Here is a 13419-nt window from a genome sequence, read left to right on the forward strand (position 1 = left end):
CGGGAGAGCCGTGTTGGGCCAAGGATGGCCCGTCACGGCGTGCCCACGGAGCGGGACCGGAGTGAGGGACACCTGAGCGAAGCGAGGGCCGTACGCGGGGGCAAGGACTTTTTGCTTACTTTTGTGGTGGTCCGACACTCGGCTGTTTGACAAAAGTGAGCCGCCGTAAGGGCGGAACCCGTAGAAAGATTTAACGTATTACATGGATATGTACACGGGCCTATTAAAAGCTTCGAGTACATATCCATTACTAGCGTCTAGTTGAAGTTATGGTTACGCCCTTACGGCGTGTCACTTTGCAAAAGCGGCAAAGTAACCAAAGCGCTTCCGCCCCCGCGTACGGCCCTCGCTTCGCTCAGGTGCCCCTCACTCCGGTTCCGCTCCGTGGGCACGCTGCGACGGGCCATCCATGGCCCGATCGCAGCTCTCCCGGCATCCATGCCGGTCGACCCACTCCGCGAAACCTCCACTCGGCCTCCCGAAGGGGCGGCAGATCAAAAGCCAAGTCAAAAGCCAGATCACAAGCAGATCACAAGCCAATAACAAGCCAATAACAAGCTCGCTCATCAGAGCAGTTTTGTTCAATACATGGCCCGCTCAAGATGATTCCCTTAGCGCTCAGTCATAGAGCGGAGAGCACGGACCATGAGTGTATTTTTATCAATGGCAGCGTTTGCATTAGCCGCGTCCATTTCCCCCGGGCCGGTCAATGTCGTGGCCCTGAGCTGCGGGATGCAATACGGCCTGGGCGCCAGTTTGCGCCATGTGCTGGGCGCCACGGTAGGCTTCGTCGTGCTGCTGTTGTTTACCGGTTTTGGCCTGCACGAAGTGCTGGAGCGGTGGCCGGTGCTGACCGAGCTGATTCGCTGGGCTGGCATGGCTTTTTTGCTGTACCTGGCCTGGAAACTGGCCGTCAGTGACGGGCGTCTCGATGTTAAAAGCGCCATCCCGCCGCCGTCCTTTATGCAAGGCGCTGCCATGCAATGGCTGAACCCTAAAGCCTGGCTGGCAGCGGTAGCAGGCATGGGGGCGTTTGTCGCCAGTGGCGAGGCCACGTTGATTGGCTGGTTTGCCTTGATCTATTTTGGGGTCTGCTACCTGTCCGTCGGCTGTTGGGCCTACGCCGGTGCGTTTCTGGCTCGATTTTTACGCAGTGCGCCGCGCATTCGTCTGCTCAATCGCAGCATGGCAGTCATGCTGGCCGGGTGTGCCGCGTCGCTGCTGATGATTTAAGCCTTGTATTGGCCGGGTGTGGCGGCGATGTGTTTTTTGAACACACGCTGGAAATGCGCCTGGTCAGAGAAGCCCGCTTGCTGAGCGATGTCGGCGATGGAGGCCCCGTTGCGCAGTTGCCTTTGTGCGTGTTGTATCCGCCGATTGAGCAAGTAGGCGTGGGGTGTCATGTGATAGCGCAATTCAAAGGCGCGTATCAGGTAGGCCTCCGACAAATTCGCCGCGTCGCACATGTCCTGCAAGCGGATGTTGCTCAGGTAATGCGCATCGATAAATTGCGCAACCCGTTCGACTTTGGGGCTGGTCATTTTCATAGGCGCAGTCGAGCGCGCTAGTGTCTGCTGCATCAGCGTGAAAAAACCAATGGCGGCTTCATGTTTGGCCATTACAGCGACGCTGGGGTCGACCAGTGTTGTGTAGAAGTCGACAAGCGCTTTAAACACCTCGGCGGACTGTGTGTGAGTGGCTGCGACCGGTTCAAAAAACGGGCTATCAATCGACTCTGACGCGTGCTGAATACCCGCCAGCCATTGAGGGTCTACATACAGCATCACGTAAGACCAGGGCTGATCGTCGACCGGATTACAGGCGTGTACGTTGCCCGGATTCATCAATACGACCGTTTCGGCGCCGATTTCAAGGCGGGTCTTTTCGTGCAAGTACTCACAGCGGCCCGAAGTGATCGCGCCAATGGAAAAAATCGTGTGGGAGTGCCGGGCGTAGCTGACCTTGCGACCGTCCGCAATCGAGCGTGCCTCGATGAACGGCAAGTCAGCGTCGCGCCAGAACAGCGGTGTTGCACTGGGCACATCAAGCAGCATGGTATTTACCTGATCATGAGCCTTCATGAAAGCGATCCGACTCTACGATGAACCTGCCCCTCACGACAACGCAGCACCCTGTGGTTTGTCTGAAACACGCCTCAGTCTAGCTTCTGGCATAACACTTGCTCTGCCTTTGCGTGCACCTGTGAAACCCTAAAAGTGACGGATTATTGGCATGGCGACGAGCGACGCAGTAAAGGACCCCGCCGATAAAGGCAAACTCAAGCTGATTATCCTGATCGCAGTGGCCGTGCTGCTGGCGATGGGCGTGTCAGTGGGCGCGACCTGGTATTTCATGAAGTCTGCCAGCGAGGATTCCACGCCAGCGGCCGAGGCTTCCAGCGCTAAGCTGCCGGCCATTTACGAAGCTATGTCGCCGGCGTTCGTGGTGAATTTCAATACCAATGGTCGCCAGCGCTACATGCAAGTGAGCATGAGCCTGCAGGCCCGCGATCAGAACGACCTCAATGCGCTCAAGGTGCATATGCCGGTCATTCGCAATAATTTGGTGATGCTTTTTTCCGGGCAATCGTTCGATAACCTGGCCACCCCGGTCGGCCAGGAAATGCTGCGTCAGAAGGCGACTGCCAGCGTGCAGGAAGTCGCGCAGAAAGAACTCGGAAAAGTAGTGATCGATCAGGTGCTCTTTACTAACTTTGTATTGCAGTAGGACCACGACATGGCCGTGCAAGACCTGCTGTCCCAGGATGAAATTGACGCGCTGTTACATGGCGTCGACGACGGTCTGGTACAGGCCGAAGTAGCTGCCGAGCCCGGCAGTGTCAAAAGTTACGACCTGACCAGTCAGGACCGGATTGTCCGGGGCCGCATGCCGACCCTGGAAATGATCAATGAGCGTTTCGCCCGTTACACCCGCATCAGCATGTTCAACATGCTGCGTCGTTCGGCGGACGTGGCGGTGGGCGGGGTGCAGGTGATGAAGTTCGGCGAGTATGTGCATTCGCTGTACGTGCCCACCAGCCTCAATCTGGTCAAGATCAAACCGTTGCGCGGCACGGCGCTGTTCATCCTCGACGCCAAGCTGGTGTTCAAGCTGGTGGACAACTTTTTTGGCGGTGACGGTCGTCATGCCAAGATCGAAGGCCGTGAGTTCACGCCTACCGAGTTGCGCGTGGTGCGCATGGTGCTGGAGCAGGCCTTCGTTGATTTGAAGGAGGCCTGGCAAGCGATCATGGAAGTCAATTTCGAGTACATCAACTCGGAAGTGAACCCTGCGATGGCCAATATTGTCGGCCCCAGCGAAGCCGTTGTGGTCTCGACCTTTCATATCGAACTCGACGGTGGGGGTGGCGATCTTCACGTCACCATGCCGTACTCGATGATCGAGCCGGTGCGCGAAATGCTCGATGCCGGATTCCAGTCTGACCTGGACGATCAGGACGAGCGCTGGAGCAAGGCCCTGCGTGAAGACGTGCTGGACGTCAACGTGCCCTTGAGCGCCACCGTGGCCCGCCGTCAGTTGCGTCTGCGCGACATTTTGCATATGCAGCCGGGGGATGTGATCCCGATTGAGCTGAATGACGAACTGGTGATGCGCGCCAATGGCGTGCCTTCGTTCAAGGTCAAACTGGGTTCGCACAAAGGCAATCTTGCCTTGCAAGTGGTTGAGCCTATCGGTCGGCGCTAGGCGCCGGCTCTTTTAAAAAAATGCTGTGTTAACGATTGACTGCTCGCCGAGGACACCCATGGCTAACGAACACGATACAACTGCTGCAGATCAGGCTCTGGCTGATGAATGGGCGGCAGCGCTGGAGGAAACCGGCGATGTCGGTCAGGCGGACATTGATGCGCTGCTGGCGGCTGATGCGGCCAGCAAACCGGTCTCTAATCGCCTGGCGATGGAAGAGTTCGGCAGCGTGCCGCGCAACAACGAGCCGGTGACGCTGGACGGTCCCAATCTGGATGTGATTCTGGATATTCCGGTGTCCATTTCCATGGAAGTGGGCAGCACCGAAATCAATATCCGCAACTTGCTGCAACTCAATCAGGGCTCGGTCATCGAACTGGATCGTCTGGCCGGCGAACCGCTGGATGTCCTGGTGAATGGCACCCTGATCGCTCATGGCGAAGTGGTGGTGGTCAACGAAAAGTTTGGTATCCGTCTGACCGACGTGATCAGTCCAAGCGAACGCATCAAGAAGCTGCGCTAAGTGAAGCGGTTTCTCGGCGGTTTATTGGCGTTGCCCCTTAGCGCGCTGGCAGCGGAGCCGGTGGTCAGCGCGGCGGCCACGGCTGCGCCTGTGGTGAGTGCAGGCGTGGGTGGTCAACTGATGCAGTTGGTCATGGGCTTGTTGCTGGTGCTGGGGCTGATTTTTGCTTTGGCCTGGCTGTTGCGGCGAGTGCAGAGCACCGGTACACGGCAGGGGCAGGTCATCGAGTTGATCAGTTCGCGGGCACTGGGGGCGCGTGACCGTCTGGTGCTGGTGCAGGTGGGCAACGAACAAATCCTGTTGGGGCTGACGCCGGGGCGCATTACGCCCTTGCATGTGCTTAAAGAGCTTGTGCAGGTGCCGGACACGGCGCAAAAGGCAACGCCCGAATTTGCCAAGCGATTGATGGAAGTACTGGGTCAGCAAAAGGACAAGCCGTAATGCGTTTAGTTGTCGCGCTGTTTTTAGCGTTGCTTGCCCCGCTGGCGTGGGGTGCTGATCCGCTGTCCATCCCGGCCATCACGCTGGGCACCGGCGCCAATGGTCAGCAGGAATATTCGGTCAGCCTGCAAATTCTGTTGATCATGACCGCGCTGAGTTTTATTCCGGCGTTCGTCATGTTGATGACCAGTTTTACCCGGATCATCATCGTGTTCTCGATCCTGCGTCAGGCACTGGGTTTGCAACAAACGCCCTCGAACCAGATCCTCACTGGCATGGCACTGTTTCTGACGATGTTTATCATGGCGCCCGTGTTCGACAAGGTGAATAACGACGCCTTGCAGCCTTACCTCGCCGAAAAAATGTCCGCGCAGGACGCCATTCTCAAGGCCGAAGGTCCGATCAAGGACTTTATGCTGGCGCAAACCCGTACCAGCGATCTCGACTTGTTTATGCGCCTGTCCAAGCGCACCGACATTGCCACACCCGACGCCGCGCCCTTGACCATTTTGGTACCGGCCTTTGTCACGTCTGAGCTGAAGACCGCGTTCCAGATCGGCTTTATGATTTTCATCCCGTTCCTGATCATCGATCTGGTGGTGGCCAGTGTGTTGATGGCCATGGGCATGATGATGCTCTCGCCGTTAATCATCTCGCTGCCGTTCAAAATCATGCTGTTTGTACTGGTCGATGGCTGGGCGCTGATTATTGGCACCCTGGCCAGTAGTTTTGGCGGGGTGTAGCGCATGACGCCGGAAGTTGCGGTTGATCTGTTTCGCAGCGCGCTGTGGCTGACCACGATAATGGTCGCGGTGCTGGTTATCCCCAGTTTGCTGGTGGGCCTGCTGGTGGCGATGTTTCAGGCGGCCACTCAAATCAACGAGCAAACTTTGAGCTTTCTTCCGCGCCTGTTGGTCATGCTGGTGACCTTGATCGTGGCCGGGCCATGGCTGGTGCAAACCTTTATGGAATACATCCTGCAGTTGTACGGCAGCATTCCGCAGTTGATCGGCTAAATGTCACTGCTCGCCCTGACAGACGCGCAGATCAGTACTTGGGTCGCCAGCTTTATGCTGCCGCTGTTCCGGGTGGGTGCTCTGCTGACGACGATGCCGATCATTGGCACGACCCTGGTGCCCAAGCGCATCAAGCTGTTTCTGTCGCTGGCCATCACCCTGGCGATCATGCCCAGCTTGCCGCCGCTGCCCACCGTCAATCCGCTGGACCTGAGCGGCTTGATGCTGATCGCCGAACAAATCGTGATTGGTGCTTTGTTGGGGTTCTCGCTGCAACTGTTCTTTCAGGCGTTTGTGGTGGCCGGGCAGATTGTCGCGATTCAGATGGGCATGGGCTTTGCCTCGATGGTCGACCCGGCCAACGGTGTCAACGTGGCAGTCATCGGGCAGTTTTTCACCATGCTGGTGACGTTATTGTTTCTATCCATGAACGGACATTTAGTGGTGTTTGAGGTGCTCACCGAAAGCTTCACGACCTTGCCGGTGGGCGGTGGCTTGCTGACCAACCACTATTGGGAAATCGCCAACAAGCTCGGCTGGGTGCTAGGCGCTGCCTTGTTGCTGGTATTGCCGGCGATCACCGCCTTGCTGGTGGTCAATATTGCCTTTGGTGTGATGACCCGTGCTGCGCCACAACTTAACATCTTCGCCATCGGCTTTCCGCTGACGTTGGTGTTGGGCATGGTGATTCTGTGGATCAGCATGGCCGACATCCTCAACCAGTATCAGCCGCTGGCCACCGAGGCGTTGCAGTTTCTTCGCGAACTGGCGAGGGCCAAATAGTGGCAGAAAGCGAAAGTGGTGCCGATAAAACAGAAGACCCCACGGAGAAGCGAAAAAAAGACTCCAGGGAAAAGGGTGAAATCGCGCGCTCCAAAGAGCTCAACACCTTGGCCATCATGCTGGCCGGCTCTATAGGCTTGCTGATTTTTGGCGGTGCGCTGGCCCAGGACATGATGGAGTTGATGCGTTACAACTTCAGCATCAGCCGCGAGACCCTGCTGAACACCGACTCGATGGGCGCGTTTTTACTGCACTCCGGCAAAGTCGCCTTGCTCGCCGTACAGCCGGTATTGATTACCTTGTTGATTGCCGCGCTGGTGGGGCCTATCGCGCTGGGCGGTTGGTTGTTTGCCGCAGGCAGCATGGCGCCAAAATTCAGCCGCATGAACCCTGCCGCCGGGCTCAAGCGCATGTTCTCGGCCAAAGCGCTGGTCGAGTTGCTCAAAGCCTTGGCCAAGTTTTTTATCGTCCTGATTGTCGCGTTGCTGGTTTTGCAGTCCGATATTGACGACTTGTTGCGCATTGCTCAGGAACCCCTTGAACAGGCGGTGATTCACAGTCTGCAAGTGGTGGCCTGGAGCGCTTTGTGGATGGCTTGCGGGTTGATCCTGATCGCTGCGGTGGACGTGCCGGTGCAGTTGTGGGAAAGCCACAAGAAGCTGCTGATGACCAAGCAGGAAGTGCGCGACGAGCACAAGGATCAAGAAGGCCGCCCTGAGGTCAAACAACGCATTCGCCAGTTGCAAAGGGAGATGTCCCAGCGACGCATGATGGCGGCCATACCGGACGCTGATGTGATCATCACCAACCCGACCCATTACGCGGTGGCGCTCAAATACGACCCTGAAAAGGGCGGGGCGCCGATGTTGCTGGCCAAAGGCAGTGATTTTCTGGCATTGAAAATTCGTGAGATTGGCGCCAAGCACACCATCTTGCTGCTGGAATCGCCTGCATTGGCGCGGTCCATCTATTACTCCACCGAGCTCGATCAGGAAATCCCGGCCGGGTTGTATCTGGCCGTGGCGCAGGTGCTGGCGTACGTGTACCAGATTCGCCAATACCAGGCAGGGAAGGGCAAGCGGCCTGATCCCCTTGACGATTTGCCGATTCCGCCAGATTTACGCCGCGATGAATAATCTGTATATCAAAACGGCGCCTCAAACGATGTCATTCGAATGGTGATGTTCTTGCGGGCCAACGGCGCTATCGACAATGCCGGATAAGCCGATTCTCGAAAAATAATTTGTATGTGTTCAGCTATTTCAGTATTGAGTTCAGTGCTTAGGGTGTAGTCGCGTCCATTTTTGAGGCTGTGAAAATTCTTGGCATAAACACCATATACCTGGGGTGTGCTGTTCTCGGCCCGTTTCGAGGTGCTTGCCCATCCTTGGGCGGATTTAAAGCTGGGCGTTGCGTAAAATCCCGGGCCGCTATCGAGCCCGTTTCGAGTACCCATTTTTTGCGCACTCAATCCAGCGGCCAAGCTTTCTTGATGCTGCTTAGTAGAGCCGTGAAAGGCAACCAGATCATTTTTCGAACTGCCATTTATGATGGGGTCGCGTTGCAGGCGCTCTTTAGCCTTGAGGGCATCCGACACATCTGAGGACCTTCTGCCAATGGGCGTTTGAAGCATTTTTTGTGGCTGTGCAGGCACGTTGGCGATAACTGCTTTAGTGCTCAGCGTTGATGCCGGCCTGGGAGGTGGCAATGGCACCATTTTCAAAATCTTGTTCAGCACATGCCCTGTGGGGTCCTGGCAATTGATGGGGTCTCCTGCGCAGTAGGCGTATGCGTTGATACCGCCTCTGCCAAATGGACTCCAACTGTCCGGGCTATTAAAGCGCATCAACACCGGGTTAAACGCCCGGTAGCCATTGCCCAACAAGTAATGGCCTGTTATTGGATCTGCCCGTTCACCGTTAAAGCCTAATAGATGATGAGCCTGCATGGCGGGCGTATGACCAAATGGCGAATAGGCAAAGACCTGCTGTTTTGTACCACTCACTGCGTGCATTACAGAACGCTGTGCGTCGGTCCCGAGCAAGGTGCTGGTTGAGTCATGGGCCTCGTGTGACTGTTGGGCAAGCACTTGATCGCCAGTGTGCATGATCGAGTGTTGCGTATTGTCATGGAGGGATGTGACGATCCGGTTCTGGCAATAAAACCGCAGGCCGTTTGATTGTCGTTCGGGCTGCACGGCGCTTAATCGGTTGAGTGGATCGTAGTGATAGGTGCAGCGTAGTGTCTTTTTCATGTGCTCTCGCCATCAAACGCGTGGGGTGAACCATGCTGAGCTTTATGCGATTCGCGGGGTACTGTCAGGATTGCCCGGATCACTGTCATTTTTGTCAGTAGAGGCTTCGTGCAAATCTGCTTAACTTGTGACAGCAGGTGTCACATTAATTCGTGTGCAGGCAAGGAGAGGCGCGATGTCGATCGAGTTAACCCTGATTCCTGATGGTGCCGTTCGCACTTATGCGTTGAGTGATTCTTTTGCCACGGCGCATGTAGACCTGGATGGGTTATTCCCCAAGTTCCCTGCGCTGGAGGGTACGTTTGCGATTTTCTGGATAGATCAACTCTCTGATCAGCGCATCGTCGGGTTTAGCACCGAAGGCTCCAACTTGCTGGCGGTAATTTCTTTGCCCACCGCTCCGCAAGGGTGGGGCAGTGAGGAGTATTACTCAGCGATCATGGATCGGTGCTTCAAGGAGCGCGACAGCATCCTGCAATTTTTGCGCAAGTCTCTGAGCTTTGAAGGCATCAATGGGCGTTGTGTGCGCAGTTTTATCCTGTGCAATCTGGTGCGTCAGTTGCAGTTGGACAGTGTCCCGGTCTGGAAAGATCGTCCAAGAACCCGCGATGGTCGTTGTGGCGATATTTTGATTGGCGGGCATGGTAGCGAGCGATACGAGCCTAACCGCAAGATTGACGTGGTGTTTGGTGCCAACAGCAGCGCATGCCTGGTGATTGATTTGGGTGAATGGCGATGGAATTGATGGCGGGACCCATACCCTCACTCCAAAAGGTTTTTACACAACTCTGAAGCGATGCAGCAAGCCTTTGTGCAGCGGGCTTGCCCGCGATTGAAACGCTGAGGGACTGTGAGATATCCATTACTGCCGTAACGGCCACTCAGGGTTGCGGCCTTACGCCGCGTCACTTTGAGCAGCGCAAAGTAACCAAACGCTCTTGCCCCTACCACTCGGTGCCTCGCTGTGGCTCGGCATGCCCGCACGCAGCCACTGCGCAATACCCGCCTGCGGCCAGCGTGGTTAACGGGGCGCCTAAGATCAAAAGCAAATCAAAAGCTCGACACGGCCAGTCCCCTCACCCTCTGGGAGAGGGCTAGGGTGAGGGTAGCTTTTGATTCTGATGTGGCAATTGGCCAAAGTTGGAAGGCTTCTTGCAAAGGCAGGCTTTACGGCGCATTCAGCGTCAAAAGTTTGCTAAAGGTTTGTTGCAATGTCATTGGATCGTTCTCAGTTAATCAACACAGCGCGTAACGGCCTGGCCGGTTTGGGGCAAGGGCAGTTGGGCGTGCCGTTGCTGCTGTTAGTGATGCTGGCAATGATGATGTTGCCCATTCCGCCATTTCTCCTCGATGTGTTTTTCACTTTCAACATTGCCCTGTCCATCGTTGTGCTGCTGGTCTGCGTCTACGCGCTGCGCCCGCTGGACTTCGCCGTATTTCCCACCATTTTGCTGGTCGCGACGTTGATGCGGCTGGCACTCAACGTGGCTTCCACCCGTGTGGTCATGCTCCACGGTCAGGACGGTCATGCCGCGGCCGGCAAGGTGATTCAGGCCTTTGGTGAGGTGGTGATCGGCGGCAATTACGTGGTCGGTATCGTGGTCTTCGCGATTTTGATGATCATCAACTTTGTCGTCGTGACCAAAGGTGCCGGGCGTATTTCCGAGGTGAGCGCACGTTTTACCCTTGACGCCATGCCCGGCAAGCAAATGGCCATTGATGCTGATCTCAATGCGGGCCTGATCGACCAGAACCAAGCCAAGCTGCGGCGTCAGGAAGTCGCCCAGGAGGCCGAGTTTTACGGCTCCATGGACGGTGCCAGTAAATTCGTGCGCGGGGATGCGATTGCAGGTCTGTTGATTCTGTTTATCAACCTGATCGGCGGCATGGCGGTGGGTATCTTTCAGCACGGCATGACCTTTACTGACGCTGGCAAGGTATACGCCTTGCTGACCATCGGTGACGGTTTGGTGGCGCAGTTGCCTTCGTTGCTGCTGTCCACCGCCGCGGCGATCATGGTCACCCGCGCCTCCGGCTCCGAAGACATGGGCAAGCAGATCAACCGGCAGATGTTCGCCTCGCCCAAAGCGCTGGCGGTGTCGGCAGGCCTGATGGGGGTCATGGGTATCGTGCCGGGCATGCCGCACTTCTCCTTTCTGAGTCTGGCGGCCGTCGCGGGTGGCGTGGCGTATTTGATGTGGAAGAAGCAAAGCGCAGCCAAAACTCAGGCCTTGCAGGAAGTGAAGTTGCAGCAAGACTTGTTGCCTTCCCCGGCCCGCGCCCAAGAGACCAAAGAGCTGGGTTGGGATGACGTCACGCCCATCGACATGATTGGCCTTGAAGTGGGCTATCGATTGATCCCGTTGGTGGACCGCAACCAGGGTGGCCAATTGCTGGCGCGGATCAAAGGCGTGCGCAAGAAGCTTTCTCAGGATCTGGGTTTTCTGATGCCCACGGTGCATATTCGCGACAACCTCGATCTGGCCCCAAGTGCCTACCGTTTGACCTTGATGGGGGTGATTCTGGCCGAGGCCGAGATTTACCCGGATCGAGAAATGGCCATCAACCCGGGGCAGGTGTTTGGCACGCTCAACGGGATCACCACCCAAGACCCGGCCTTTGGCCTGGAAGCGGTGTGGATTGAGGTCAGTCAGCGCAATCAGGCCCAGGCGCTGGGCTACACGGTGGTGGACGCCAGTACGGTTGTGGCGACCCACTTGAACCAGATTCTGTACAAACACTCCCATGAGCTGATCGGTCATGAAGAAGTGCAGCAGTTGATGCAGTTGCTGGCCAAGTCTTCGCCCAAGCTGGCAGAAGAACTGGTGCCGGGGGTATTGAGCCTTTCTCAGTTGCTCAAAGTGTTGCAGGCGCTGCTGGCTGAGCAAGTGCCCGTTCGCGATATTCGCAGCATTGCCGAGGCCGTCGCCAACAATGCTCACAAGAGTCAAGATACTGCCGCTTTGGTGGCTGCCGTGCGCGTCGGGTTGTCCCGCGCTATCGTGCAAAGCATTGTAGGCGTTGAGTCCGAGCTGCCTGTGATCACCTTGGAACCCAGGTTGGAACAAATATTGCTCAATAGTTTGCAAAAGGCCGGACAAGGCCAGGAAGAGGGCGTTTTGCTGGAGCCGAGCATGGCTGAAAAGCTACAGCGCTCATTGATTGACGCGGCGCAACGTCAGGAAATGCAAGGCAACCCGGTGATCTTGCTGGTGGCAGGCCCGGTACGCGCAATGCTTTCACGCTTTGGCCGTTTGGCCGTGCCTAACCTGCATGTGCTGGCGTACCAGGAAATTCCGGATAACAAGCAAGTCACGATTGTTGCGACAGTAGGCCCGAACGGCTGAGGTTTGATTTATGCAAGTGAAGCGATTTTTCGCCGCCGACATGCGTCAGGCCATGAAGCTGATACGTGATGAGCTGGGCGCTGATGCCGCCATTATTGGCAATCGCCGCATCGCCGGTGGCGTTGAGTTGACCGCAGCGCTGGATTACAAGCTATCTGCCCTGGCCCCTCGTGTGCCAAACGTGGAGCTTGAAGAAGAGCTGCGCAAGACCCAGTCCAAAATAGTCTCGGCGCAGGCCGAGTTAAGCCTGCGCGGCGAAGGCGACGGTGAGGTCAATCGCCAACTGTTTGCCGGCTTGCCCTTGACCGCTGCCGAACCGCTGATCGAGCCGACGCTCGAAGAGCCGCCGCGTCCGGCTCCGGCGCTTGCGCCCGGCATTGACCGTCGTGTCTTTGACAGCATGCGTTCAGAGCTCAATGGCTTGCGTGAATTACTCGAAGTGCAACTGGGCTCGCTGGCCTGGAACCAGTTGCAAGGCGCCAAACCTGCGCAAGCTAATTTGTGGCGCCGGTTGCAACGCATTGGTGTGTCGGGGCCGCTGTCCCGTGATTTATTGGCACAAGTTGCCGAAATTGAAGAGCCACGTCAGGCTTGGCGCATGTTGTTGGCGCACCTGGCGAGGATGATTACGACCCCGGAGATCGAGCCACTTGAAGAAGGCGGCGTGATTGCTATGGTCGGCCCGGCTGGTATGGGTAAAACCACAACGCTGGCGAAGCTGGCGGCGCGCTATGTACTCAAGTACGGCGCGCAACATATCGCATTGGTGAGCATGGATAGCTTTCGTATTGGCGCTCAGGAGCAACTCAAGACCCTGGGCCGGATTCTCAACGTTCCGGTGACGCATGTGGCGCCGGGCCAGTCGTTGGGGCAGACGCTCGAACCCTTGGCGCGCAAGCGCGTGGTGTTGATTGACACCGCTGGCCTGCAAGCCAGTGATCCAGCCCTGCGCCTGCAACTGGAAAGCCTGGCGGGGCGCGGAATCAAGGCACGCAATTACCTGGTAATGGCCACCACCAGTCAGAAGCAAGTGTTGCAGGCCGCCTACCTCAGCTATAAACGCTGCGGTCTGGCCGGATGTATCCTGACCAAACTCGATGAAACCGCCTGTTTGGGCGAAGTACTGAGCCTGGCGATCAGCAACGATTTGCCGGTGGCGTATCTGACCGACGGCCCGCGTATCCCGGACGACCTGCATCTGCCGCGTCGTCATCAGTTGGTGAGTCGCGCCGTCAGTGTACAAATGCAGGAAGATCCCAGCGAGGAGGCCATGGCCGACATGTTTGCTGATATCTATACCAACCCCCGCGATCGGGTCGGTTGAGCGACACACGATGAGTTGCAATGTAC

The 13419-nt window shown here is 56.8% G+C and carries 14 protein-coding genes; 12 read left to right on the top strand and 2 right to left on the bottom strand.

What is annotated here, in order from left to right:
• Nucleotides 1-645: 645 nt before the first annotated feature.
• The gene (locus ACI7MX_RS06875; protein ID WP_314481512.1) at nucleotides 646-1233 is read left to right on the top strand and encodes a LysE family translocator; all 588 of its coding nucleotides are present in this window, start codon (nucleotides 646-648) and stop codon (nucleotides 1231-1233) included.
• Here the strand turns inward: ACI7MX_RS06875 and ACI7MX_RS06880 are convergent.
• The gene (locus tag ACI7MX_RS06880; RefSeq protein ID WP_314481515.1) at nucleotides 1230-2081 is read right to left on the bottom strand and encodes an AraC family transcriptional regulator; all 852 of its coding nucleotides are present in this window, start codon (nucleotides 2079-2081) and stop codon (nucleotides 1230-1232) included. The genes ACI7MX_RS06875 and ACI7MX_RS06880 overlap by 4 nt on opposite strands.
• A 151-nt stretch (nucleotides 2082-2232) precedes the next feature.
• Between ACI7MX_RS06880 and fliL the strand changes: the two genes are divergently transcribed.
• From fliL to flhB, 8 genes are read left to right on the top strand one after another with little or no spacing between them, the layout of a single operon-like run.
• Nucleotides 2233-2727, top strand: a complete 495-nt coding sequence (fliL, locus tag ACI7MX_RS06885) for a flagellar basal body-associated protein FliL (RefSeq protein ID WP_405588000.1) — start codon at nucleotides 2233-2235, stop codon at nucleotides 2725-2727.
• 9 nt (nucleotides 2728-2736) lie between these two features.
• Nucleotides 2737-3705, top strand: a complete 969-nt coding sequence (fliM, locus tag ACI7MX_RS06890; RefSeq protein WP_314481520.1) for a flagellar motor switch protein FliM — start codon at nucleotides 2737-2739, stop codon at nucleotides 3703-3705.
• Nucleotides 3706-3763: 58 nt separating this feature from the next.
• On the top strand, nucleotides 3764-4228 hold the full coding sequence (gene fliN / locus ACI7MX_RS06895; protein ID WP_314481524.1) for a flagellar motor switch protein FliN: 465 nt from the start codon (nucleotides 3764-3766) through the stop codon (nucleotides 4226-4228).
• The gene (fliO, locus tag ACI7MX_RS06900; protein WP_405588004.1) at nucleotides 4229-4669 is read left to right on the top strand and encodes a flagellar biosynthetic protein FliO; all 441 of its coding nucleotides are present in this window, start codon (nucleotides 4229-4231) and stop codon (nucleotides 4667-4669) included.
• Nucleotides 4669-5412 (top strand): flagellar type III secretion system pore protein FliP, encoded by a 744-nt coding sequence (gene fliP / locus ACI7MX_RS06905; protein WP_314481527.1) that lies wholly within the window; start codon nucleotides 4669-4671, stop codon nucleotides 5410-5412. Before fliO ends, fliP begins: the two co-directional genes overlap by 1 nt.
• A 3-nt stretch (nucleotides 5413-5415) precedes the next feature.
• On the top strand, nucleotides 5416-5685 hold the full coding sequence (gene fliQ / locus ACI7MX_RS06910) for a flagellar biosynthesis protein FliQ (protein WP_314481530.1): 270 nt from the start codon (nucleotides 5416-5418) through the stop codon (nucleotides 5683-5685).
• On the top strand, nucleotides 5686-6468 hold the full coding sequence (gene fliR, locus ACI7MX_RS06915) for a flagellar biosynthetic protein FliR (RefSeq protein ID WP_314481534.1): 783 nt from the start codon (nucleotides 5686-5688) through the stop codon (nucleotides 6466-6468).
• Nucleotides 6468-7604 carry a flagellar biosynthesis protein FlhB gene (flhB, locus tag ACI7MX_RS06920; RefSeq protein ID WP_405588009.1) on the top strand — a complete coding sequence of 379 codons (1137 nt, stop codon included), beginning with the start codon at nucleotides 6468-6470 and terminating at the stop codon, nucleotides 7602-7604. The genes fliR and flhB overlap by 1 nt, the downstream gene beginning before the upstream one ends.
• 8 nt (nucleotides 7605-7612) lie before the next feature.
• Here flhB and ACI7MX_RS06925 read toward each other — a convergent pair whose 3' ends face one another.
• Nucleotides 7613-8722, bottom strand: a complete 1110-nt coding sequence (locus ACI7MX_RS06925) for an RHS repeat-associated core domain-containing protein (RefSeq protein WP_405588012.1) — start codon at nucleotides 8720-8722, stop codon at nucleotides 7613-7615.
• A 175-nt stretch (nucleotides 8723-8897) separates the two neighbouring features.
• Between ACI7MX_RS06925 and ACI7MX_RS06930 the strand changes: the two genes are divergently transcribed.
• The 3 genes from ACI7MX_RS06930 (at nucleotide 8898) to flhF (ending at nucleotide 13393) form a co-directional block, all read left to right on the top strand.
• Nucleotides 8898-9467: a hypothetical protein gene (locus ACI7MX_RS06930; protein ID WP_122783009.1), complete on the top strand. Its 570-nt coding sequence runs from the start codon at nucleotides 8898-8900 to the stop codon at nucleotides 9465-9467.
• A gap of 472 nt (nucleotides 9468-9939) precedes the next feature.
• Nucleotides 9940-12069 (top strand): flagellar biosynthesis protein FlhA, encoded by a 2130-nt coding sequence (flhA, locus tag ACI7MX_RS06935; protein ID WP_405588409.1) that lies wholly within the window; start codon nucleotides 9940-9942, stop codon nucleotides 12067-12069.
• Between the two features lie 10 nt (nucleotides 12070-12079).
• Nucleotides 12080-13393, top strand: coding sequence for a flagellar biosynthesis protein FlhF (flhF, locus tag ACI7MX_RS06940; RefSeq protein ID WP_405588015.1), 1314 nt, complete (start codon nucleotides 12080-12082; stop codon nucleotides 13391-13393).
• Nucleotides 13394-13419: the final 26 nt, after the last annotated feature.

The sequence above is a fragment of the Pseudomonas sp. 2024-210 genome (assembly GCF_045062345.1).
GTDB lineage: Bacteria > Pseudomonadota > Gammaproteobacteria > Pseudomonadales > Pseudomonadaceae > Aquipseudomonas.